The organism is Streptomyces sp. NBC_00885 (assembly GCF_045207475.1).
In the GTDB taxonomy this organism is placed as follows: Bacteria; Actinomycetota; Actinomycetes; order Streptomycetales; family Streptomycetaceae; genus Streptomyces.
On the sequence record NZ_CP108796.1, the window covers coordinates 3,578,040 to 3,600,724 of the forward strand.

Here is a 22,685-nt window from a genome sequence, read left to right on the forward strand (position 1 = left end):
AATGGTTGTCCCGGGACCGGCCGTAGTCGGTGCTCACGCCGGACAACTCGGAGAACAGTACGGATGTGGGAATCCGCTGTCAACCTGGTGCCTGCCAGCGTACTCTCGTTCGCATGACTATGCGTACGTGCCTCCTTCAGTGGTGGGCCGCCTGACGGCGGCCGGCACCTGCGCAGGTACTCAACGGCCGCCGCTTCGGCGGCCGTTCGTGTTTCTCCCTCCGGGAGTCCGGCCGCCGGTGGCGGCGGCTCCAACAGGAGACGGAGAGCGGGATGACGCGGATCTTCAGCGGGATCAAGCCCACGGGGCATCTGACGCTGGGCAACTATCTCGGGGCGCTGCGCCGGTGGGTCGACGTCGATCAGCATCAGGCGGACGCGCTGTTCAGCGTGGTCGATCTGCATGCGCTGACCGTGGAGCACGATCCTGCGCGGGTGCGCAGACTCAGTCGGCAGGCCGCCACGCTGATGCTGGCGGCCGGGCTGGATCCGGAGCTGTGCACCGTATTCGTACAGAGTCATGTGGACGAACACGCACGGCTGTCGTATCTGCTGGAGTGCACGGCCACGGACGGCGAGCTGCGCCGCATGATCCAGTACAAGGAGAAGGCCGCGCAGGCGCAGGCTGCCGGGCAGAGTGTGCGGCTGTCGCTGCTTACGTATCCGGTGCTGATGGCGGCGGACATCCTGGCCTACGGGACCGATGAGGTGCCTGTGGGGGACGACCAGACCCAGCATGTGGAGCTGACCCGGGATCTGGCGGTGCGCTTCAACCAGCGGTACGGGCACACGTTCACCGTGCCGAAGGCGACGCATCCGCCCGTGGCCGCGCGGGTCATGGATCTGCAGGACCCGACGTCGAAGATGGGGAAGTCGCACGAGGCCGGGGCGGGGATCGTCTATCTGCTCGACGAGGCCGACGTCGTCCGCAAGAAGATCATGCGGGCCGTGACGGACAGCGGACGCGAGGTCGAGTACGACCGGGCGGCCAGGCCCGGTGTCGCGAATCTGCTCGAAGTGCTGGCGGCCTGTGAGGGTGGGGATCCCATCGAGCTGGCCGGTGCATATGAGTCGTACGGCGCTTTGAAGAAGGACACGGCCGAGGCGGTGGTGGAACTGCTGCGGCCGGTCAGGGAGCGGCATGCCGAGCTGGCGGCCGATCCGGGACATGTCGACGACGTACTGAGGAAGGGAGCAGAGCGGGCCAGGGCGATGGCCAGGCCGAGGGTGGACGCCGCCTACCGGGCGATCGGGCTGCTGCCCGCCTAGGGCGCGGTTCGCCCCCCACGGCAGTGGGGGGCGAACTCTCAGCCGTTGCCGGAGGCGAGCTCGCGGCTGCGGTCGCGGGCCGCTTCGAGGGCGGCGATCAGGGCGGCGCGTACACCGTGGTTCTCGAGTTCACGGATGGCGCTGATGGTGGTGCCGGCGGGGGAAGTGACGGCTTCGCGGAGCTTGACGGGGTGTTCGCCGCTGTCGCGGAGCATGACGGCGGCGCCGATGGCGGCCTGGACGATCAGGTCGTGCGCCTGGGCGCGCGGGAGGCCGAGGAGGATGCCCGCGTCGGTCATGGCTTCGACGAGGAAGTAGAAGTACGCCGGACCCGAGCCGGACAGGGCGGTGGCCGCGTCCTGCTGGGACTCGGGGACACGGAGGGTCTTGCCGACGCCGCCGAAGATCTCCTCTGCGTGGGCGAGGTGGTCGGCGGTGGCATGGCTGCCGGCCGAGATCACGGACATGCCCTCGTCGACGAGTACGGGGGTGTTGGGCATGACGCGGACGACGGGGGTGCCCGCGGTCAGGCGCTCCTCGATGAAGGAGGTGGGGATACCGGCCGCGGCGCTGATGACGAGACGGTCCGCGGCGATGTGCGGGCTGAGTTCGTCGAGGAGCTTGCCCATGTCCTGGGGCTTGACGGTCAGGATGAGGGTGTCGGCTCGTTTGGCGGCCTCGGCGTTGGTGACGGGCTCGACGCCGTAGCGGGTGCGGAGCTCGTCGGCCCGGTCGGCCCGGCGGGTGGTGACCAGCAGGTCGGCGGGGCGCCAGCCGGCGCGGATCATGCCGCTGAGGAGGGCCTCGCCGATCTTGCCCGTACCGAGAACTGCGACTGTCTGGGTCATGGCTCTGTTCACCTCGCCGGTGGGGATACGTGCGGCCATCCTCGCACCGGGGGCGTGACGGTGCCGTGACGTCCGAGGGGCGGGATCACAGGGCGCTGCGCGAGCGCCACTGGGACCAGGAGAGGTTCCAGTCGCCGTAGCCGTTGCCTGCGGCGAGGGTGTCCTTGGAGTTGGTCACGCGGATGACGTCGCCCGGGATTATCTGCTCGTAGAAGCGTCGGGCGGTGCCGTCGGATGCGAGGCCGATGCAGCCGTGGGTGATGTTGCTGCGGCCCGCGAAGGTGTTGGCCCGGTCGTTCTCGTGGAGGTAGGTGCCGGAGGTCGTGAGGTGGACGGCGTAGCTGTACCAGCCCTGGTAGGTGTCGGCGATGTCGACGGTGCGGGAGTCCATATAGACGCGGCGCTGCTTGTCCGAGACGACCATCGTGCCGTTCCAGGTGTCGTAGCCGGGAGCGCCGGTGGTGATCGGGATGTTCCGCGTGGCCTCGCCGTCCTTGACCACGGTCATCCTGTGGCTGCGGACGTCGACCGTCGCGACGAGTGAGCGGGCGATGGTGAAGGAGCGTGCGAGGGAGGGGGCCGTGAGGCTGACCTTGGTGCCCGGCTTCCAGTAGGTCTGGGGGCGGAAGTCGACGCGCTGGCCGTCGTGGAGGTTGCGGTCCTTGATCCAGGCCCAGGCGCCGGTGACTGCGGGGTTGGCGGTGACCTTCAGCCGGCGCTCCACGTCGGCGCGCTCCGAGTCGGGTATCGGGCGCTTGAAGGTGACCGAGATCGGCATGCCGACGCCGACCCGCTCGCCTTCGGTGATGTTGACGGAGGCGTCGGACAGATGGGCGAGGGTGGCGGGTGTCGGAGGGGTGGCCGTGGGCCGGGATGGCGCGGGGGACGTGGTTGAACTGTTGTCGGCCGGTCGCGCCGATCCCGCGGCGGCGCCCGGTGCGACGCTCGCTCCCGAGCAGCCGGTGAGCGACAGAGCGCAGATCAGGCCGAGTACGGCGGCGCCGAAGTGTCCTCGCATGGTTCCTCCCCCTGGGTCAGCTGATGAGTCAGCTGTGCTGGTTCGGCTTCTGTACGCACGGGGAGCGGGGGGAGGTTGCAGAAGCGGCGCGGAAAGTTCCGAGGGAACCGCGGGGGCGCGTCGGCTGTCCTACCGCTCGTGACCGAGGAGGAATTCGACACCTTCTACGCGGCCTCTTTCCCCCGCCTGGTGGGGCAGTTGTACGCGTTGACGGGGGATCACGGCGAGGCTCAGGACGTGGTCCAGGAGGCGTTCGTACGGGCCTGGGACCGTCGTGCCTCCTTCCTGGCCGAGGCGGCTCCGGAGGCGTGGATCCGTACGGTCGCGATGCGGCTCGCGGTGAGCCGCTGGCGGCGGGCGAGGCGGTGGCTGGAGCTGGTGCGGCACCATCCGCCGGCGGACCGTACCCCGGGGCCGGGGCCCGAGCACACGGTGCTGGTGGAGGCATTGCGGCAACTGCCGGAAGTGCAGCGCCAGGCGGTGGTGCTGCATCATCTCTGCGATCTGAGCATCGAGCAGATCGCCGCGGAGACGGGATCTCCGGCCGGTACGGTCAAGGCGCGACTGTCTCGTGGGCGCGCCGCGCTCGCGAAGTTGTTGTCTCCCGAGGAGTCCGCCGACGAGAGGGAGGGGAGCCATGTCTGAGCACGAGCCGGACGCGCTCGGCTCCGCGTTGCGGGTGCTGGCCGCGGATGCACAGGCACCGCCCTCACTGTCGGGCGGGCAGATCCGGCGTCGCGGTGAGGCGCGGGGCAGGCGTCGGCGGGTGGCGGGGACGGCGGCTGTGGCCGCCCTGCTGGTGGCGGGCGTCGCGCTCGGAGTTCCGCAGGTGATGGGTGCGGGCAAGGCCTCCCAGCCGCCGGCCGCGTCGACCCCGAGCCCTTCGTTGCCGAAACCGCCGCCCCTGGCGGCCGCCAGCCTGGACACCCAGAACAAGGTGCTGACAGTCACCGGGCGCGATGGCCGGTCACGCTCGATCGACGTGTCGATCAAGGAAGGCACCGCCTTGATCCGGCTCACCGTCGACGACAAGTACCCCAAGGGCGAGTTGCCCGACGACCTGCTCTCGGGGGGCAAGTACGTGTACGGCGCACAGTGGGTGGTGAAGCTGACCAGGACGGGCGGTTCTCCCGTCTACATCGCGCAGGCGTCCAAGAACACGAGGTTTTCCTCGAACGTGATCGCAGTGGGCTCTGCCGACGCGAAGTGGGTCTACGACCAGCTCGACGTCGGGGACGTGATCGTCCCGAACTAGGCCGTGCGGCGGCGCAGGGTCGCCGCGCCCAGGGTCAGGACGAGGATCGCACAGGCCGCGACGATCAGGACGTCGCGGGTGAAGTCGCCCGTGGCGTCCGGGTGGCGCAGGACCTGGTTCATCGCGTCGACGGCGTACGACATGGGCAGGACGTTCGAGATCCCCTCAAGGACCGGCTGCATCTTCTCCCGCTCGATGAACAGACCGCAGAGAAGCAGCTGCGGGAAGATCACGGCCGGCATGAACTGGACCGCCTGGAACTCGGAGGCGGCGAAGGCCGAGACGAAGAGGCCGAGTGCCGTGCCGAGCAGGGCGTCGAGGAGTGCGACGAGGAGCAGCAGCCAGGGCGAGCCGATGACGTCCAGGCCCAGTGCCCACAGCGCGAGGCCGGTGGCGAGGAGGGACTGGACGACGGCGACGAGTCCGAAGGCCAGGGCATAGCCGCCGATCAGATCGCCCTTGCCCAGCGGCATGGCGAGGAGGCGTTCCAGGGTGCCGGAGGTGCGTTCGCGCAGGGTGGCGATGGAGGCCACCAGGAACATCGTGATCAGCGGGAAAATGCCGAGCAGCGAGGCGCCGATGGAGTCGAAGGTCTGCGCGCTGCCGTCGAAGACGTACCGCAGCAGGAAAAGCATCAGGCAGGGCACCAAGACCATCAGTGCGATGGAGCGCGGGTCGTGGCGCAGCTGGCGCAGGACCCGGGCGGCCGTGGCGAGGGTGCGTGAGGTGCTCATCGGGCGTTCTCCTCAAGGGCCTGGGTCTTCGGCATCCGGGGGGCGCGCTCGTCGGCCCGGCGGGCGTTGGCTTCGTCGACCAGGTGGAGGAAGGCGGCCTCGACCGTCTCCGAGCGGGTGCGCAGGCGCAGGTCGTCGGGGCTGTCCTCGGCGAGGATCTCGCCCTCGCGCATGAGCAGCAGGCGGTGGCAGCGCTCGGCCTCGTCCATGACGTGCGAGGAGACGAGGATCGCCGCGCCGCGCTCTCCGGCGAGGCGGTGGAAGAGGTTCCACAGGTCGCGGCGCAGGACGGGGTCGAGGCCGACGGTCGGTTCGTCGAGGACGAGCAGTTCGGGTGCGCCGAGCAGGGCGACGGCGAGGGAGACGCGGGTGCGCTGGCCGCCGGAGAGCCTGCCTGCGAGGGAGTCGGTGTGCGAGGTGAGGTCGACGTCGGCGATGGCGCGGGCGACGTGTTCGCGGCGGGCCTCGCGACGGCGGCGGCCGGGTTCCAGTACGGCGGCGAAGTAGTCGAGGTTCTGGCGGACCGTCAGGTCGCCGTAGACGGAGGGGTTCTGGGTGACATAGCCGATCCGGGAGCGGAGGGAGGCATCGCCGGCGGGCTTGCCGAGGATCTCGAGGGTGCCGGTGACCTTGGCCTGCGTGCCGACGACGGCACGCATCAGGGTCGACTTTCCGCAGCCGGACGGGCCGAGGAGGCCGGTGATACGGCCGGGCGGGACGCTGAAGTCGATACCGCGCAGGACGGTGCGGTCTCCTCGCACGACGGTGAGGCCGCGGGCCAGGACGGCCAGGCCAGAAGAATTCATCATGCGATGAATAATGCGCCCGGGGCTGGACCGCGTCAAGAGATGGGGGGTGTGTCAGGGGCATCCCCCATGGCGCTCCGGGGGAAAGGCGGCGGACTGTGGACATATGAGCCACAACAGTGAGATCTCGAAGGCCGAGCGGCGGCGTCTCGCCATCGCCTCGGCGACGCTCGGGCCGTGGCGCGCGGCGGCGGTGGTCGGCGGGCTGGGCGGCGGGATTGCCCTCGCGTTCGGCGCGATCGACGACAGAATCGGGCTGGGGCTGCTGGCCGGAGCCTTGTCGGTCGCGCTGATGCTGTTCTTCATGGTCGGCGGGGCCGGGGCGGTGCTGGGTGGCGGCCCGTCGGCCGCCGGGGCGGCCGATACCGACCGCCGGATACGCCGCTGGGCGGCGGCCCACCCGTGGCGGGTCGCGGCGGTGCCGGGGGCGCTGATGGTGGCGGCGGACGTGGTGGTGCGGCAGGTGCTGACGTCGCAGGGGTTCTTCGGCAGCCTGTGGGAGGGGCTGTGGCGAGGGGCGCTGGTGGTCGGTGTGGTGGGGATGGTGGGGCGGGTGTCGCGGGGCCGGCGGTGAGGGGGGTGGGAGATACGCGCGCGGGACCTACCGGGTGGACGATCCCGACGCGCGCAGGGTGACACTGAGCTCGACCGCGTACGCCTCCTCGACGATGCCGTCCGGGAACACCTTCAGCAGTTCGGCGCGCTCCCGGGCGAGGAAGGACGCCGTGGCCTGCGCACCCAGCACCAGGAAAAGGGAGTGGCTGCCGAGGTTGTCGAGGTGGGTGTCGAGACAGACGCGCCGGGTCCAGTGGACCCGCCGCTCCGCGCGCTCCAGCCCTTCCGGCAGGCGCCGGGCCGGGCCGGCGGCTCCATGGGCGCCTTCCTTCAGCTCGCTGCGTAGCCGTTCGTCCTGCTCGGCTATCCATGGGACGTCGCGGTCCGAGACGTTCCACCACAGTGCCAGCGCACCGCCCGGCCGCAGCACCCTCAGTGCCTCCGGGAAGGCACGTTCCGGGTCGGTCCAGTGCCAGGCCTGGGCATACGTGACAAGGTCGGCGCAGCCGTCGGCCAGCGGCAGCGCGTCACCGAGGCCCAGCACGAGCGGTATGTCCGGCAGGACGCTGTGCAGTTGGGCCGCCATACCGGGGCCCGGCTCCACCGCGGTGACGCGGGCGCCGCGCTCCCGCAGCAGCCGGGTCGCGATGCCCGTACCCGCGCCGACGTCGATGACCCGGGAGCCCTTGAGGGGACGGCCGGTCAGTTCCTCGACGGCGTCGAAGAGGGCGGGCGGATAGCCGGGGCGGGCCGCGTTGTACTGGGCTGCCGCCGCGTCGAAGGACAGCCCGCGCTGCGCGTGACTTGTTGTCGTCATGCACTGCATCCTCACCGCGACACGGCTATTTACGCTTGGACTTGGCGCCTTTCGGCCTGCGCGTGGCCGGGTTGCCCGCGCGGGCCCCGCGGCGCTTCTCGTACTGGCTGCGAGCCGTCTCGTACTCCTCGCGGTGCAGCTTCTCCCCCGGCGCCTCGGCCAGCGAGCGGAAGAAGTACGCGAGGAGTACGCCGACGAAGCCGATCGCCTTGAGGCTGCGCAGCGCGTCCTCGCCGACGGAGCCGCTGGGGCGGCGGGTGAAGCCCTCCCAGGTCTTGCGGAAGGCCACAGCGCTGCAGATCGCGAACATGACGACGACCAGCATGTTGACGAAGCCGCCGATGTCGGCGATCGCCAGGCCCTGGTAGGCGAAGCGCAGGACGAGGCAGCCCGCGAGCGCGGCGACGAGCGAACCGGCGGCGACGGCGGCACGGCGCGGCCCGTAGCCCCTGTCGTGGCCCACCCAGGTCGTGCCGAAGAAAAGGATGGGCTCGGGCTGCGGGCCGTCACCGGCGCCGTCACTGGTGTTCTGGATCTGCTCGCTCACGGGGCGATTATCCCCGTAGCGTCACGAGCAGCGAATGGTCACATAGCCGTCGCTGCCCGTGTTCACATACGCGTCGGAGACGAACTCCCCGTTCGCGATGTTGTCCCACAGGTTGGACGTGCCGTAGGGGCCGCTGATCCACTCCCCCGGCTTCTGGCAGTTGATCGGCACCCGCGACCCGACCGGCAGCACCCTGATGAGCCGGTAGTTGGTGCCGGGACCGCTGCGGACGTTCAGCGCGACGCCCGGCGCGACCGGGTAGCGCTTGACCGTTGCTTCCCCGAAGCTCTCCGACTCGCTCCGCACTTCTTCGACAGCCATGAAACTCTCCCCCGTCAATGTGGCTTGGCCAATGTGGCTTGATCCGTACGGTTCGCCCGTACGCCGCGCAGGCTAGCAAGCCGCACCGGCATCGGACGCATCATCGACTAGGCTCCGTGCGTCGCGCGTGTGCACGAACATCACGGGGGTGGGGAAATGCCACCGCTGCGCAGCACCGGTCGGTTCCCGGAAGCGGAGCATCCGGAATATGCCGGGCAGTACCGGCTTGAGGCATGCCTCGGCAACGGCGGTATGGGGGTCGTCCATCTGGCCACCTCTGCCTCGGGGTTGCGCCTTGCCGTCAAGGTCATCCATGCCGAGCATGCGTCGGACCCGGAGTTCAGAGCCCGGTTCCGGCAGGAGGTCGCGGCTGCCCGGAAGGTCAGCGGCGCGTTCACCGCGCCTGTGGTCGATGCCGACCCGGAGGCCGAACGGCCCTGGATGGCCACGCTGTTCATCGAGGGCCCGACGCTCGCCGAGCGGGTGAAGCGGAACGGGCCACTGGGCGCACAGGAGTTGCGCAAGGCGGGCGCAGGCCTCGCCGAGGCGCTGCGCGACATCCATCGCGCCGGCGTGGTGCACCGCGATCTCAAGCCGAGCAACGTACTTCTGGCGTCCGACGGTCCCAAAGTCATCGACTTCGGCATCTCCCGTCCCGCGGACAGCGATCTGCGGACTGAGACGGGCAAGCTGATCGGTACGCCGCCGTTCATGGCGCCCGAGCAGTTCCAGCGCCCGCGCGAGGTCGGGCCGGCCGCCGATGTGTTCGCGATGGGCGCGGTGCTGGTGCACGCGGCGACCGGGCGCGGGCCCTTCGACTCGGACAGCCCGTACATCGTGGCGTACCAAGTGGTGCACAACGAGCCGGACTTGGCGGGGGTGCCCGCCGACCTCGTACCGCTGTTCCGGCGCTGCCTGGCGAAGGACCCGGACGAGCGGCCGACGCCGTACGAACTGATGGTCGCCCTGCGCGGGTCGTCGCCCTCGTCCTCGTACGACACCCAGGCCTACATACCGGTGCAGCGGACGCCGGACCCCCGCGAAAACATTCCCCCGGGCCTCGCCGCCGAGCCCCTGCCGAGGCGGCGGCTGGGCCGGAAGGTGAAGTGGGCAGCCGCGGGGGTGGCGGTGCTGGTCACGGCGGGGGTCGTTGTCGCCGGGACGGTGGCGGACGGCGAGAGCCCCGGACCCTCTCACTCCAAGCCGCGCGCCGAACAGGGCTTCCACGGCTGGAGTGTGCCGCTGCGCGGCGGGAACGACGAGAACAGGACACCGGTCTGCGCGGCCGCGGACGGCGGGCTGTACTGCGCGGCGCCCGGGATCAAGGCGGCCCGGCTGGACCCCGACGACGGCAGGATCCTCTGGTCGCAGAAGGCGGCCGACAAAGCGGCGCAGACCGACGAGGGCATGACGCCCGTACTCTCCGGAGGTCTGCTTCAGGTGGTCGCGCCCGGCGGGAACCGGCTTGAGGCACTCGACCCCGAATCCGGCACGGTGCGCTGGGATCTCGACATCTCCCCGTACTCCTCGGTCCGCTACAGCGGCGACGTGGTGCTGCTGGTGACCGACAGCGGACGGGTGCGGGCGGTCGACGCCGCGACGGGCAAGGAACGCTGGACCCGGCAGCGCGGCGGACCCGGCACCCAGTGGGTCTCGTCCGCGGGCGGCGACGGGCCCGCGCTGGGCGCGACGCCCGCGCCGGACGGTACGACCACGCTGGTGACCGCGGTCGATCCGGGCAGTGGAAAGGTGCTGTGGGAGAAGCGGGTCAAGGGGGCGCTGAGCCCGGTGCGGTTCGTCGGCGGTGCGCTGTATCTGCTCGCCGCGAACACCGACGGCTTCACCGACGCGGTCGTACGCATCGACACCGCGGGTGGCAAGCGTGCGGTTCGCCGGATCGTGCTGTCCGCGCCGCTCGACCAGGCGCAGGCGACCGTGGCGGTGTCGGGGGACGTCGTCTACCTGAGCGGGTCGGGCGGCGCGCTGATCGCCCTCGACACGAGCGGGAGGAAACCCGCGCAGCTGTGGCGTCTTGAGACCCAGGTCACGCATCTCTCGCGACCGGCGGCGGACGGGCGCGCGGTGTATGTCACGGCGGGGGACGGGCGGCTGCTGGCGGTGGACGCGGTGCGGGGGAAGCTGACCGGCCAGTCGAAACCCCGTATGGACGACGGGCGTTACACCTTCGCGTCGGCGCTGCCGGCGCCGGTGGCGGGGGGCGGGAGGGTGTACGGGATGGCGCCGGACGGGTCGGTGTTCGCGCTGGACGGGCGGGGCGCGGCGGGGTGGTGAGGCGGCGCGCCTGCGGCGGGCTTGTTCCCCGACCCGCCCCTTCCCGAACTGGGGGCAAGCCCCCAGACCCCCGTACGCGCTTCGCGCGTGTCCTCAAACGCCGGACGGGCTGAACTGCTCAGCCGAGCCGGGACACGTCCCGGACCGCTCCCTTGTCCGCGCTCGTCGCCATCGCCGCGTACGCCCGCAGCGCCGCCGAGACCTTCCGTTCGCGGTTCTTCGGCGCGTAGACGCCACCCAGCACCTCACGACGGGCCGCCAAGTCGCCCTCCGACACGAGGAGTTCGATCGAGCGGTTCGGGATGTCGATACGGATGCGGTCGCCGTCCTCCACCAGGGCGATGACGCCGCCCGACGCCGCCTCCGGTGAGGCGTGGCCGATCGAGAGGCCCGACGTACCGCCGGAGAAGCGGCCGTCCGTCACGAGCGCGCAGGCCTTGCCGAGGCCGCGGCCCTTCAGGAAGGACGTGGGGTAGAGCATCTCCTGCATCCCGGGGCCGCCCCTGGGGCCCTCGTAACGGATGACGACGACATCGCCCTCCTTGATCTCCTTGCGGAGGATCTTGTCGACTGCCTCGTCCTGCGATTCGCAGACGACGGCCGGGCCCTCGAAGGTCCAGATCGACTCGTCGACACCGGCGGTCTTCACGACACAGCCGTCGACCGCGAGATTGCCCTTGAGGACGGCGAGGCCGCCGTCCTTGGAGTACGCGTGCGCCGCGTCGCGGATGCAGCCGCCCGCCGCGTCGGTGTCCAGCGTCTCCCAGCGTTCCGACTGCGAGAACGCCGTGGCCGAGCGGACGCAGCCGGGCGCCGCGTGCCACATCTCGACTGCCTCGTCCGACGGCGAGCCGCCGCGCACGTCCCAGGTCTCCAGCCACTCCTTGATGCCGGGCGAGTGGACGGTGTGCACGTCCTCGTTCAGCAGTCCGGCCCGGTAGAGCTCGCCGAGGATCGCGGGGATGCCGCCCGCGCGGTGCACGTCCTCCATGTAGTACGTGCCGCCGGGGGCGACGTTCGGTGCGACCTTGGCCAGGCAGGGCACCCGGCGCGAGACCGCGTCGATGTCCTTGAGGTCGTAGTCGAGCCCTGCCTCCTGGGCGGCGGCGAGCAGGTGCAGGATCGTGTTGGTCGAGCCGCCCATGGCGATGTCGAGGGCCATGGCGTTGTCGAAGGCCGCGCGGGTGGCGATATTGCGCGGCAGGACCGACTCGTCGTCCTGCTCGTAGTAGCGCTTGGTGATCTCGACGACCGTGCGGGCGGCGTTCTCGTACAGCGCCTTGCGGGCGGTGTGGGTGGCGAGGACGGAGCCGTTGCCCGGCAGGGAGAGGCCGATGGCCTCGGTCAGGCAGTTCATGGAGTTGGCGGTGAACATGCCGGAACAGGAGCCGCAGGTCGGGCAGGCGTTCTCCTCGATACGCAGCACGTCCTCGTCCGAGACGTTCTCGTTGACCGCGTCGACGATGGCGTTGATCAGGTCGAGCTTGCGGACCGTACCGTCGACGAGAGTGGCCTGACCGGCTTCCATGGGGCCGCCGGAGACGAAGACGACGGGGATGTTGAGGCGCAGGGCGGCCATCAGCATGCCCGGGGTGATCTTGTCGCAGTTGGAGATGCAGATCAGCGCGTCCGCGCAGTGCGCCTCGACCATGTACTCGACGGAGTCGGCGATCAGGTCGCGGGAGGGCAGGCTGTAGAGCATGCCCGCGTGGCCCATGGCGATGCCGTCGTCGACCGCGATCGTGTTGAACTCACGGGGCACGGCGCCCGCGGCCAGGATCGCGTCGGAGACGATCCGGCCGACCGGGGCGAGGTGGGTGTGCCCGGGGACGAACTCCGTGAAGGAGTTGGCGACCGCGATGATCGGCTTGCCGATGTCCGAGCTCGCTACGCCCGAGGCCCGCATAAGGGCGCGGGCGCCCGCCATGTTCCGGCCGTGGGTGACAGTGCGGGACCGCAGCTCGGGCATCGTCGCTCGCTCCTTCGGACGGATCCTTCAGGCAGATCCTTCAGACAGATAGGACTGCAATCGAGCGTACGCCGAGGCTCCAAGATCTGGACACTCCGTCCGCTATACGGGACGCGCGGCTCACGCTTCGGTCGCTCACGCTTCGGTCAGATACCGCTGGAGCGTGGGGGCCACCATCTGCACGATCTCCTCGGGATCCACCGAGGCCAGCGGCTCCACCTTGATCACGTAGCGCAGGATCGCGATGCCGATCATGTGAGAGGCCGCGAGCTCCGCGCGGAACTTCGGATCCGGTACGTCAAGCTCCCCCGCGATCCGCTCCAGCAGCCGCCGCAGCACAAAGCCGCGCAGCACCTTGGCCGCCGCCTCGTGCGTGAGCGCGGAGCGGACGATGGCCAGCAGCGGGCCCCGGGTCGCCGGGTTCTCCCACACGCCGATGAAGTAGCGGGCCAGCCGCTCGCCGATGCCCTCGTTGCCCTGGCCCAGGATCGCCGGGACGACCAGGGCCGGCTCGAAGGAGACCTCGATGGCGGCCGCGAAGACCTCGTCCTTGGTACCGAAGTAGTGGTGTACGAGAGCCGGGTCGACGCCCGCGGCCTTGGCGATGCCGCGGACGGTCGTCTTGTCGTAGCCGCGCTCGGCGAATTCCGTACGGGCCGCCTCAAGGATCCGGTCACGGGCGCCGGGCCCCTCGTCGGTCTTGGTACGGGCGGGGCGGCCGCGCCGCCTCGGAGCCGCCGCACCGGTCATGAGCCGCGCACTCCCGAGGAGGCGGCCGACGCGAGGTGCAGCCGGGTGAAGGCGAGTGCCTCGGCGAGGTCGGCTTCGCGTTCGGCGGCGGACATCGCGCGCCTGGTGTTGACCTCGATGACGACATGGCCGTCGAAGCCGGACCGGGCGAGCCGTTCGAGGAGATCGGCGCATGGCTGGTTGCCGCGCCCGGGCACCAGGTGCTCGTCCTTCGACGATCCCTTGCCGTCGGCGAGATGCACGTGACCGAGCCGGTCGCCCATCCGGTCGACCATCGCCATGGTGTCGGCGCGGGAGGTCGCGGTGTGCGAGAGGTCGATCGTGAAGTGCCGGTAGTCCTCTTTGGTGACGTCCCAGTCGGGGGCGTACGCGAGCATCTCGCGGTCCCGGTAGCGCCAGGGGTACATGTTCTCGACAGCGAAGCGGACGTCCGTCTCGTGCGCCATGCGCCAGATCCCGCTGACGAAGTCACGGGCGTACTGCCGCTGCCAGCGGAACGGCGGATGCACGACGACCGTCGACGCGCCCAGCTTCTCGGCCGCCGCCTGCGCCCGCTGGAGCTTCACCCAGGGGTCGGTGGACCAGACGCGCTGGGTGATCAGCAGACACGGCGCGTGGACGGCGTGGATCGGCACCTGGTGGTAGTCGGACAGACGGCGCAGCGCCTCGATGTCCTGGCTGACCGGATCGGTCCAGACCATGACCTCCACGCCGTCGTACCCGAGGCGTGCGGCGATCTCGAAGGCCGTCGCCGTGGACTCCGGATAGACGGAAGCCGTCGACAGGACAACCTTCGCATCCGGGATGCGCACCACTGGTTCTGCCACGGGAGACAGCGTACGGGCCAACACTAGGAAGCCGGGAGGTGGTCGAGACGCCGCAGGATGACGCCCTCACGCAGCGCCCAGGGACAGATCTCCAGGACCGGTACGCCGAACAGCTCCATCGCACCCTCCGCGACCAGGGCTCCTGCGAGCAGCTGGCGGGCGCGGCCCTCGGAGACACCGGGGAGCGTGCTGCGCTGCTCGACCGTCATGGTGGCGAGTTTCGGCACCCACTCCCGCAGCGATTTGAGACTGAGCTCACGCTGCACGTACAGCCCCTCGGTGGAGCGCGCGGCGCCCGCGATACGGGCCAGCTGCCGGAAGGTCTTGGACGTCGCCACGACGTGGTCCGGCTTGCCGAGCCGGGTGAACTCGCCGACCGTACGGGCGATTTCGGTCCGCGCCTGGCGGCGCAGCGCCCTCACGTGCTCGGCGTCGGGCGGGTCGCCCGGCAGCATCGCGGCCGTCAGCCGGCCCGCACCCAGCGGCAGCGACACGGCCTTGTCCGGCTCCTCGTCGATCCCGTACGCGATCTCCAGCGAGCCGCCGCCGATGTCCAGTACCAGCAGTCTCCCGGCGGACCAGCCGAACCAGCGGCGGGCCGCGAGGAAGGTGAGCCGGGCCTCCTCCTCGCCGGTCAGCACCTGCAGATCCACTCCGGTCTCGGCCTTGGCCCGGGCGAGTACCGCGTCGGCGTTGGTGGCCTCACGCACCGCGGATGTGGCGAACGGCAGCACCTGCTCGCAGCCCTGGTCCTCGGCGGCCTGCACCGCCCCGGCGATCGTCTCGATCAGCCGGTCGATTCCGGCGGGGCCGATCGCCCCGTCGTCGTCGAGAAGTTCGGCGAGCCGCAGCTCCGCCTTGTAGGAGTGGGCGGGCAGGGGGCGGGCGCCGGGGTGCGCGTCCACCACCAGCAGGTGCACTGTGTTCGAACCGACGTCGAGGACTCCGAGTCTCATGGACCGAACGCTACTGCGGTCGCGGACATACCCTTGGCCTGTGCCAAAGACGAAAAAGGCGAAGCAGGGCAAAGCCAAGCCCCCGAAGCAGAGCAAGCGCGACCGGGACGGCGTGCAGAACGCTGTACCGGGCGCCATGCCGGACGCCGTACCGGACGAGAAGGGCCTGGACTTCGCGCGCGCGTGGGTCGAATTCCCGGACCCCGCCGACGACGAACAGGTCTTCCGCTGCGATCTGACCTGGCTGACCTCACGCTGGAGCTGCATCTTCGGCAGCGGCTGCCAGGGCATCCAGGCAGGCCGCGCGGACGACGGGTGCTGCACGCTGGGAGCGCACTTCTCCGACAAGGACGACGAGAAGCGGGTCGCGGAGAACGTCGCGCGGCTGACGCCCGAGCTGTGGCAGTTCCACGACGTGGGCGCGGAGACCGGCTGGGTCCAGCTCGACGAGGACGGCGAACGCCAGACGCGGCGCTGGGAGGGCTCCTGCATCTTCCAGAACCGTCCCGGGTTCGCGGGCGGGGCGGGCTGCTCGCTGCACATCCTGGCGCTGCGGGAGGGCAAGGAGCCGCTGGAGACCAAGCCGGACGTGTGCTGGCAGCTGCCGGTGCGGCGGACGTACGACTGGATCGAGCGGCCCGACGACACGAAGGTGCTGCAGGTCTCGATCGGCGAGTACGACCGCCGGGGCTGGGGCCCGGGCGGCCACGACCTGCACTGGTGGTGCACGTCGGCGACGTCGGCGCACGGGTCGGGGGAGCCGGTGTACGTGACGTACCGGCCGGAGCTGACGGAGCTGATGGGCAAGGCGGCGTACGAGGTGCTGGTGGAGCTGTGCGAGGCGCGGCTGTCGTCCCAGCTTCCCCTGGTAGCGCCGCATCCGGCGGACCCGAAGAGGGACTGAGCGGCGGGGGCCGCGGGTGGTGCGGGTGGCCGCTGCGCGGGGCTGTTCCCCGACCCGCCCCTTCCCGAACTGGGGGCAAGCCCCCAGACCCCCGTATGCGACCTTCGGCCGCATGTCCTCAAACGCCGGCGGGGCTGAATGTGCGGCCCAGCCGCACATTCAGCCCCGCCGGCGTTTGAGGCGCGGGGTGTGGGGCGGAGCCCCAGTTCGGGAAGGGGCGGGGTGGGGAAAACAACCCTCCCTCAGCCCGACGGCGACGGCGGCGTCTCCTCCTGGGACGGGGGCGGGTCCGAGGGGGCCTGCCCCGGCGAGGAGGGGTCCGAGGGCGGCGGGTCCGAAGGGGGCGGGGTCGGATCCGAAGAAGCCGGCGTCGGGGTCGGCGTCGGGTCTGCGGGCGTCGGCGTCGGGGGCGGGTCCGACGGGGTTGGCGTCGGGTCTGCGGGCGTCGGCGTGGGCGTGGGCGTCGGGTCCGAAGAGGCCGGCGTCGGGGTCGCCCCGTAGCCGTCGATCTCCAGGACCGCTCCCGACGGATCCACCCCCACCCGCGCACTCCACGGCCCCGCCGGCTCCCGCCCGTGATCCACGGTCACGTAGATCGTGACCGACTCGCCCGGACGCAGCGTCCCGGAGGAGCGGCTCACATACAGCCAGGGCGCGTCCGTCCACAGGGACCAGGCCACCGGGGACCCGCCCGACGCCCTGAGCGTGATGCGGGTCGTGTCGCCCGCGGGCTCCGCCTCGACCGTGATGCGGCCGGGTCCCGGAACGCCGGCGCGGGCCGGTGGGAACGAGGCGCCCGCGCTGATGACCTCGACCGAGACATCGGGCGAGCGCATGCCCGCCGTGAACCTCGGGTCCGGTTCCGCGCGCGCGTTGCCCGCGTTCTCGTAGTAGTCGTACGGCTCGCCGTCGAGCCCACCAGGACCGTCCGCCTCGCTCGCGGTGACCGAGGACCCGTTGTGCCCCTCCCCCGTCTGCGGCGCGCCCCGGTACGCCGCCCACAGCGCGAACACCGGCGCCGCGACGACGGTCGCCACGACCGTGGTCGTCACGGCACGTGCCCGCAGCCGGTCACGCCGGGCGGCGTGGTCCTTGGGGTCGAGCGGAAAGCCGCCGGGACCGAAGCGGGGCGCCCCCGCGCGAGCCCGCGGGACGTGCAGCATCGCGCTGTACGCGGCGGCCCGCGGTGCCTCGACCAGGGGCAGCGCGGCCGGGGTGACGCAGGACCCCGGCCAGGGTCCGCCCGCACCGGCGCGCTCGGCGGCGCGGCGGCAGCGGGGGCAGTCGTCGACGTGCCGGACGAGTTCCTGGCGCAGTGCGGCGGAGAGCAGGACCCGGTGGTCGTCGGTGAGCCGGGCGACGGCGGGGCAGTTGCCGGTCTCGACGACGGCGAGCGCGGCCCGGGTGCGCTCGACCTCGCACGCGGCCGCGGCGAGCAGTTCACGCGCCGCGAGCGCGTCGAGGCCGAGGACCGAGGCGACTTCGGATGCCCCGAGCCCGTGCCGGACGGCGAGTTCGAGGGCCTCGCGCTGTTCGGGTGTCGTGCCGGCCGCCTCGGGCCAGGCCAGCAGCGCCAGTTCGCCGCGGCGGCGCTCGGCGACGTCCTCGCGGAGCTGCGTGGCCTCGTCCGGGACGGCGGGCCGCGTCGGCCGCCCGGTGTGCGCCCCCTGCCGCTTGCGCCGCTCTTCGGCCAGTCGGCGCAGACATGCCCAGCGCGCGAGCGCGTACAGCCATGCCTTCCGCTCGGCCTCGCCCGAAGGGCAACGCCCTTCATGCCGCTCGGCGATGGCGAGTACGTCGCCGAGCAGCGCCGTCGCGGCGTCGTGGTCGCAGAGCACGGAGAGGCAGTAGGTGAACAGGCCGTCGAGGTACGGCTCATAACGCGCGGGCGGCCGTTGTGCGCAGGGGCGGGGCGCACGCCGGCGCCCCCGGTGTGCGCCGGTGATGTGGGTCGGTGGCTCCAGCCTGCTGCTCGTCACGCCGTGACCGTAGGCGCTGAATCACATCCCCTTCGTACCCCTTGAACACTTTTAATCCTTACGGGTGAACACATCGCTCGAAGGGGGACAGGAATCGTTAATTCCACCCCTACCGGTCCGCCCTGCGACGACGAGCGGCTGCGGGAGACCTCGTTGTCAGTGGTCCCCTATACGGTTCCTGCATGGCTGCCCGTACGAAATCCGCGAAGGACCGGCCGTCCTACCGCTGCACCGACTGCGGCTGGACGACCGCCAAGTGGCTCGGCCGCTGCCCTGAATGCCAGGCCTGGGGCACGGTCGAGGAGTACGGCGCACCCGCTGTCCGTACGACCGCCGCCGGGCGCGTCTCCACCGCCGCGCTCCCCATCGGTCAGGTCGACGGCCGGCAGGCGACCGCCCGCTCCACCGGTGTGGCCGAGCTGGACCGCGTCCTCGGCGGCGGCCTCGTGCCGGGAGCCGTCGTGCTGCTGGCGGGCGAGCCGGGCGTCGGCAAGTCCACGCTGCTCCTCGATGTCGCCGCCAAGGCCGCGAGCGACGACCACCGCACCCTGTATGTCACCGGCGAGGAGTCCGCGAGCCAGGTCCGCCTGCGCGCCGACCGGATCAACGCGCTGCACGACCACCTGTATCTCGCCGCCGAGACCGATCTCTCCGCCGTCCTCGGCCACTTGGACGCGGTCAAGCCCTCCCTGCTGATCCTCGACTCCGTACAGACCGTCGCATCGCCCGAGATCGACGGGGCGCCCGGCGGCATGGCCCAGGTCCGCGAGGTCGCGGGCGCACTGATCCGCGCCTCCAAGGAGCGCGGCATGTCCACGCTCCTGGTCGGCCATGTCACCAAGGACGGCGCGATCGCCGGACCACGGCTCCTCGAGCATCTGGTGGACGTCGTGCTGTCCTTCGAGGGCGACCGGCACGCCCGCCTCCGTCTCGTACGGGGCATCAAGAACCGCTACGGCGCGACGGACGAGGTCGGCTGCTTCGAGCTGCACGACGAGGGCATCACCGGCCTCGCCGACCCCTCCGGCCTCTTCCTCACCCGCCGCGCGGAGGCCGTACCCGGCACCTGCCTGACGGTCACCCTCGAAGGCCGCCGCCCTCTCGTCGCCGAGGTGCAGGCACTGACCGTCGACTCGCAGATCCCCTCGCCCCGGCGCACGACCTCGGGCCTGGAGACCTCACGGGTCTCGATGATGCTGGCCGTACTGGAACAGCGCGGCCGGATCACCGCGCTGGGCAAGCGCGACATCTACAGCGCAACGGTCGGCGGCGTGAAGCTCTCCGAGCCCGCGGCGGACCTCGCGATCGCTCTCGCTCTGGCGTCGGCGGCCAGCGACACCCCGCTGCCCAAGAATCTGGTCGCGATCGGCGAGGTGGGCCTCGCGGGCGAGGTCAGAAGGGTGACGGGCGTCCAGCGAAGGCTCGCCGAGGCGCACCGGCTCGGCTTCACGCATGCCCTTGTCCCCACCGATCCGGGCAAGATCCCTGCGGGTATGAAAGTCACGGAAGTGGCCGACATGGGGGACGCTCTCAGGGTGCTCCCGCGCGGTCGCCGGACGGCTCCCGACAACGGATCCGAAAGGCGTCCCGAAAGGGCTTCCGAAAGGGGTCAGTAGACCGCCAAAGGGAAAGAGCGCACCGAGGCCCCACGGGCGGGCGACACGCGCCGGTAGACTTTGCCCTGGTCTCGCCCATCCGTACGAGCCGGAGGAGTGCAGTGGCAGCCAAGGACGGGGCAGGTGCACCCGGAAAGTCCGGCGGAGGCTCCGGCAACGAAGCACTGATCCGCGCCGCCCTGAGCGCGGTCGCGCCCGGGCAGGCCCTCCGCGACGGCCTTGAGCGGATCCTCCGCGGCAACACCGGAGGTCTGATCGTCCTCGGCATGGACAAAACGGTCGAATCCATGTGCACCGGCGGCTTCGTGCTGGACGTGGAGTTCACCGCGACCCGGCTGCGCGAGCTGTGCAAGCTGGACGGCGCGCTCATCCTCGACAAGGACATCAGCAAGATCCACCGGGCCGGTGTGCAACTGGTCCCGGACGCGTCCATCCCCACCGAGGAGACCGGCACCCGCCACCGCACGGCGGACCGGGTCTCGCGCCAGTGCGGCTTCCCCGTCGTGTCCGTCTCCCAGTCGATGCGCCTGATCGCGCTGTACGTGGACGGGGAGCGCCGGGTCCTTGAGGAGTCGGCCGCGATCCTCTCCCGCGCGAACCAGGCGCTCGCGACCCTTGAGCGCTACAAACTGCGCCTCGACGAGGTCGCGGGCACGCTCTCCGCCCTGGAGATCGAGGACCTGGTGACGGTGCGCGACGTCACGGCGGTGGCACAGCGCCTGGAGATGGTGCGCCGGATCGCGACCGAGATCGCCGAGTACGTGGTGGAGTTGGGCACCGACGGCCGCCTTCTCTCGCTGCAGCTGGACGAGTTGATCGCGGGCGTCGAGCCGGAGCGGGAGCTGGTCGTACGCGACTATGTGCCAGAGCCCACGGCGAAGCGGTCGCGCACGGTGGACGAGGCGCTTGCCGAGCTGAACGACCTCACGCACACCGAACTGCTCGAACTGCCCATAGTGGCAAGGGCGTTGGGATACAGCGGCTCGCCCGAGACGCTCGACTCCGCGGTCTCGCCGCGCGGTTACCGTCTGCTGGCGAAGGTGCCGCGGCTGCCCGGCGCGATCATCGAGCGGCTCGTCGAGCACTTCGGCGGCCTGCAGAAGCTGCTGGCGGCGAGCGTCGACGATCTGCAGACGGTCGACGGCGTCGGCGAGGCACGGGCACGGAGCGTGCGCGAGGGCCTGTCGCGGCTGGCGGAGTCCTCGATCCTCGAGCGGTACGTCTGAGTTCTGTGTCCTCAGTCGCCGGACGGGCCGGCTCCTCCAGCGCGTCCGGCGAGGACCATTCCGACCGTGCGGCCCAGGCTCCGGCTCAGTCCTTTTCGAGGCGGAACGACGCCGGCAGCACCGTCACCCCCGGGAACGCCGCCTCCACCAGATACGTTCCGGGACCCACCGCCCCTGCGGGCGGCGTGGCGCACTGCGGTGCGCTCCGCTTGCGGTCCCACTCCACGGTGTGCGTGATGCTCGCCCCCGCCGGGACCCTCAGCAGCAGACTCCCCGCCGCCCGCGGGCAGTCCTTCGACGACCACACTGCGTCGTCCTCGTCGTCGGTGACGGTGAGCACGGCAGCCTTGGGCCCGAAGTCCGCCTTGCACGTCGTCGCCGACGAGTTGGCGGCGACCAGCTGGAACGAGGGCTTCTCCCCCGGCCCGTAGGCGACTTCGACGCTGCGCAGGGTCAACTTCAGTGCGCCCGGGGCACAGTCGGGCAGGCTGGAGCCGGCCGGGACCTGCTGGCCGCCCGCGCCGCCATTGGCAGCGCCGCCCGCCGCGTTGTCGCCGTTCTTGCCCGTGGTGGCGCCACCGTCGCCGCCCGCGCTGTCGCCCGTACCGCCGCCGTCACCGCTGCCGTCGCTGCCGCCGGTTTCGCCCGACTCGTCGCGCCCGCCCGGCTGTTCACTGATCGCGGTGCCGGACTGCGAGGGTCCGGGGGTGATGGTGCGGGCGGGCGTCGAACCGTTGGCACTGTCGCCGTCGCCCTTGTCTCCGTTGCCACCGCCGGAACTGACGGCCCATACGGTCAGCATCGCGAGCAGCGCGATCAACGAAGCCGCGACTGCCCTCCGTCGCCAGTAGATGGAGGAGGGGAGCGGCCCGATCGGATTGCGCAGAGATCCCACGGCCCAAACTCTACGAGAGATCCGGGCCAACTCCGGCCCCACCCGCCGCCGCAGTCCACAAGTTCTGCGGATCATCATCCCGGGCGGCATGGCCCGGTCCGTGCACCGTCACCGAGAGAAGGCGTCGGCATCACGGAGCGTATGCAGCATCGACTCCCCGGGACGTGCCAGGATCGGAGTGATGACTGAAACCACCACAGACCCTGCCCCGGCCGATGCGACGGCTCTCCACGCCCCCGTCATCGCCTGGTTCGACGAGCACGCACGCGATCTGCCCTGGCGCCGCCCCGAGGCCGGCGCCTGGGGTGTGATGGTCAGCGAGTTCATGTTGCAGCAGACCCCGGTCAACCGGGTGCTGCCCGTGTACGAACAGTGGCTGGCGCGCTGGCCGCGTCCTGCCGATCTCGCGGCCGATGCGCCCGGCGAGGCGGTCCGTGCCTGGGGGCGGCTCGGCTATCCGCGCCGTGCGCTGCGCCTGCACGGGGCCGCGCAGGCGATAACGGATCGGCACGGCGGCGATGTGCCGAGCGACCACGCCCAGTTGCTCGCTCTGCCGGGCATCGGGGAGTACACGGCGGCCGCGGTGGCCTCCTTCGCGTACGGACAGCGTCATGCCGTCCTCGACACCAATGTCCGCCGGGTCTTCGCTCGGGCGGCGAGTGGCATCCAGTACCCGCCGACGGCGACGACCGCGGCCGAGCGCAAGCTGGCACGGGCACTGCTGCCCGACGACGAGGAGACCGCCGCCCGCTGGGCAGCGGCCTCCATGGAGCTGGGCGCGCTGGTGTGCACCGCGAAGAACGAGGACTGCGCGCGCTGCCCGATCGCCACGCGCTGCGCCTGGCGGCTCGCCGGTAAGCCCGCGCACCAGGGTCCCGCGCGCCGCACCCAGACGTACGCGGGCACGGACCGCCAGGTGCGTGGCAGGCTCCTTGCCGTGCTGCGCGAGGCCGTGGTGCCGGTGCCGCAGTCGGCGCTGGACGCGGTCTGGCACGAGCCGGTGCAGCGGGCTCGGGCGCTGGACGGGCTGGTCGCGGACGGCCTTGTGGAGCCGCTGGAGAACGGCGTCTACCGCCTCCCCCAGAACTGACGCCGAGCAGAC

Annotated in this window: 22 protein-coding genes; 9 read left to right on the plus strand and 13 right to left on the minus strand. The window is 71.2% G+C overall.

The window, feature by feature from the left end; all coding sequences use genetic code 11:
* The first annotated feature begins 272 nt into the window (after nucleotides 1-272).
* Nucleotides 273-1,268 carry a tryptophan--tRNA ligase gene (gene trpS / locus OHA61_RS15995; RefSeq protein WP_324981861.1) on the plus strand — a complete coding sequence of 332 codons (996 nt, stop codon included), beginning with the start codon at nucleotides 273-275 and terminating at the stop codon, nucleotides 1,266-1,268.
* Nucleotides 1,269-1,306: 38 nt separating this feature from the next.
* On the opposite strand, the gene proC is transcribed toward trpS, so the two are convergent.
* On the minus strand, nucleotides 1,307-2,116 hold the full coding sequence (proC, locus tag OHA61_RS16000) for a pyrroline-5-carboxylate reductase (RefSeq protein ID WP_324981857.1): 810 nt from the start codon (nucleotides 2,114-2,116) through the stop codon (nucleotides 1,307-1,309).
* 85 nt (nucleotides 2,117-2,201) lie between these two features.
* Entirely contained in the window at nucleotides 2,202-3,134 is a 933-nt protein-coding gene (locus OHA61_RS16005) for a L,D-transpeptidase (protein ID WP_406303580.1), read from the minus strand.
* A 138-nt stretch (nucleotides 3,135-3,272) separates the two neighbouring features.
* Here OHA61_RS16005 and OHA61_RS16010 point away from each other — a divergent pair, with 138 nt between their 5' ends.
* Nucleotides 3,273-3,779 (plus strand): SigE family RNA polymerase sigma factor, encoded by a 507-nt coding sequence (locus OHA61_RS16010; protein ID WP_361917600.1) that lies wholly within the window; start codon nucleotides 3,273-3,275, stop codon nucleotides 3,777-3,779.
* Complete coding sequence (locus OHA61_RS16015) at nucleotides 3,772-4,389, plus strand: L,D-transpeptidase (RefSeq protein ID WP_406303581.1); 618 nt, start codon at nucleotides 3,772-3,774, stop codon at nucleotides 4,387-4,389. Before OHA61_RS16010 ends, OHA61_RS16015 begins: the two co-directional genes overlap by 8 nt.
* Here the strand turns inward: OHA61_RS16015 and OHA61_RS16020 are convergent.
* Complete coding sequence (locus OHA61_RS16020; RefSeq protein WP_324981257.1) at nucleotides 4,386-5,123, minus strand: ABC transporter permease; 738 nt, start codon at nucleotides 5,121-5,123, stop codon at nucleotides 4,386-4,388. The genes OHA61_RS16015 and OHA61_RS16020 overlap by 4 nt on opposite strands.
* Complete coding sequence (locus tag OHA61_RS16025; protein WP_406303582.1) at nucleotides 5,120-5,932, minus strand: ABC transporter ATP-binding protein; 813 nt, start codon at nucleotides 5,930-5,932, stop codon at nucleotides 5,120-5,122. The genes OHA61_RS16020 and OHA61_RS16025 overlap by 4 nt, the downstream gene beginning before the upstream one ends.
* A 103-nt stretch (nucleotides 5,933-6,035) precedes the next feature.
* Here OHA61_RS16025 and OHA61_RS16030 point away from each other — a divergent pair, with 103 nt between their 5' ends.
* Complete coding sequence (locus tag OHA61_RS16030) at nucleotides 6,036-6,503, plus strand: hypothetical protein (RefSeq protein WP_406303583.1); 468 nt, start codon at nucleotides 6,036-6,038, stop codon at nucleotides 6,501-6,503.
* Nucleotides 6,504-6,530: 27 nt separating this feature from the next.
* On the opposite strand, the gene OHA61_RS16035 is transcribed toward OHA61_RS16030, so the two are convergent.
* The 3 genes from OHA61_RS16035 to OHA61_RS16045 are packed head-to-tail and all read right to left on the minus strand — an operon-like array spanning nucleotide 6,531 to nucleotide 8,169.
* Entirely contained in the window at nucleotides 6,531-7,301 is a 771-nt protein-coding gene (locus OHA61_RS16035; RefSeq protein ID WP_406303584.1) for a class I SAM-dependent methyltransferase, read from the minus strand.
* 25 nt (nucleotides 7,302-7,326) lie between these two features.
* A complete protein-coding gene (locus OHA61_RS16040) occupies nucleotides 7,327-7,848 on the minus strand; it encodes a hypothetical protein (RefSeq protein WP_406303585.1) in 522 nt (173 codons plus the stop codon).
* Nucleotides 7,849-7,869: 21 nt separating this feature from the next.
* Nucleotides 7,870-8,169 (minus strand): peptidase, encoded by a 300-nt coding sequence (locus OHA61_RS16045; protein ID WP_406303586.1) that lies wholly within the window; start codon nucleotides 8,167-8,169, stop codon nucleotides 7,870-7,872.
* A gap of 156 nt (nucleotides 8,170-8,325) precedes the next feature.
* Between OHA61_RS16045 and OHA61_RS16050 the strand changes: the two genes are divergently transcribed.
* Entirely contained in the window at nucleotides 8,326-10,461 is a 2,136-nt protein-coding gene (locus tag OHA61_RS16050) for a PQQ-binding-like beta-propeller repeat protein (protein ID WP_406303587.1), read from the plus strand.
* Nucleotides 10,462-10,579: 118 nt separating this feature from the next.
* Here OHA61_RS16050 and ilvD read toward each other — a convergent pair whose 3' ends face one another.
* The 4 genes from ilvD to OHA61_RS16070 all read right to left on the minus strand — a co-directional run bounded on the left by ilvD (nucleotide 10,580) and on the right by OHA61_RS16070 (nucleotide 14,963).
* A complete protein-coding gene (gene ilvD, locus OHA61_RS16055; RefSeq protein WP_406303588.1) occupies nucleotides 10,580-12,430 on the minus strand; it encodes a dihydroxy-acid dehydratase in 1,851 nt (616 codons plus the stop codon).
* Between the two features lie 135 nt (nucleotides 12,431-12,565).
* Nucleotides 12,566-13,180, minus strand: coding sequence for a TetR family transcriptional regulator (locus OHA61_RS16060; RefSeq protein WP_324990647.1), 615 nt, complete (start codon nucleotides 13,178-13,180; stop codon nucleotides 12,566-12,568).
* Nucleotides 13,177-14,007, minus strand: a complete 831-nt coding sequence (locus tag OHA61_RS16065; protein ID WP_406303589.1) for a sugar phosphate isomerase/epimerase family protein — start codon at nucleotides 14,005-14,007, stop codon at nucleotides 13,177-13,179. Before OHA61_RS16065 ends, OHA61_RS16060 begins: the two co-directional genes overlap by 4 nt.
* A gap of 23 nt (nucleotides 14,008-14,030) precedes the next feature.
* Nucleotides 14,031-14,963: a Ppx/GppA family phosphatase gene (locus tag OHA61_RS16070; protein WP_406303590.1), complete on the minus strand. Its 933-nt coding sequence runs from the start codon at nucleotides 14,961-14,963 to the stop codon at nucleotides 14,031-14,033.
* 40 nt (nucleotides 14,964-15,003) lie between these two features.
* On the opposite strand from OHA61_RS16070, the gene OHA61_RS16075 reads away from it, so the two are divergent.
* The gene (locus OHA61_RS16075; protein WP_324990639.1) at nucleotides 15,004-15,867 is read left to right on the plus strand and encodes a hypothetical protein; all 864 of its coding nucleotides are present in this window, start codon (nucleotides 15,004-15,006) and stop codon (nucleotides 15,865-15,867) included.
* Nucleotides 15,868-16,109: 242 nt separating this feature from the next.
* Here the strand turns inward: OHA61_RS16075 and OHA61_RS16080 are convergent, their stop codons facing one another.
* Nucleotides 16,110-17,846 (minus strand): BACON domain-containing protein, encoded by a 1,737-nt coding sequence (locus tag OHA61_RS16080; protein ID WP_406303591.1) that lies wholly within the window; start codon nucleotides 17,844-17,846, stop codon nucleotides 16,110-16,112.
* Nucleotides 17,847-18,028: 182 nt separating this feature from the next.
* On the opposite strand from OHA61_RS16080, the gene radA reads away from it, so the two are divergent.
* Nucleotides 18,029-19,462 (plus strand): DNA repair protein RadA, encoded by a 1,434-nt coding sequence (gene radA / locus OHA61_RS16085; protein WP_406303592.1) that lies wholly within the window; start codon nucleotides 18,029-18,031, stop codon nucleotides 19,460-19,462.
* A gap of 101 nt (nucleotides 19,463-19,563) precedes the next feature.
* Nucleotides 19,564-20,688 (plus strand): DNA integrity scanning diadenylate cyclase DisA, encoded by a 1,125-nt coding sequence (gene disA / locus OHA61_RS16090; RefSeq protein ID WP_266479620.1) that lies wholly within the window; start codon nucleotides 19,564-19,566, stop codon nucleotides 20,686-20,688.
* Nucleotides 20,689-20,773: 85 nt separating this feature from the next.
* Here the strand turns inward: disA and OHA61_RS16095 are convergent, their stop codons facing one another.
* Complete coding sequence (locus OHA61_RS16095) at nucleotides 20,774-21,583, minus strand: hypothetical protein (protein WP_406303593.1); 810 nt, start codon at nucleotides 21,581-21,583, stop codon at nucleotides 20,774-20,776.
* 172 nt (nucleotides 21,584-21,755) lie between these two features.
* Here OHA61_RS16095 and OHA61_RS16100 point away from each other — a divergent pair, with 172 nt between their 5' ends.
* Nucleotides 21,756-22,673 carry an A/G-specific adenine glycosylase gene (locus tag OHA61_RS16100; RefSeq protein WP_406307379.1) on the plus strand — a complete coding sequence of 306 codons (918 nt, stop codon included), beginning with the start codon at nucleotides 21,756-21,758 and terminating at the stop codon, nucleotides 22,671-22,673.
* Nucleotides 22,674-22,685 lie beyond the last annotated feature (12 nt).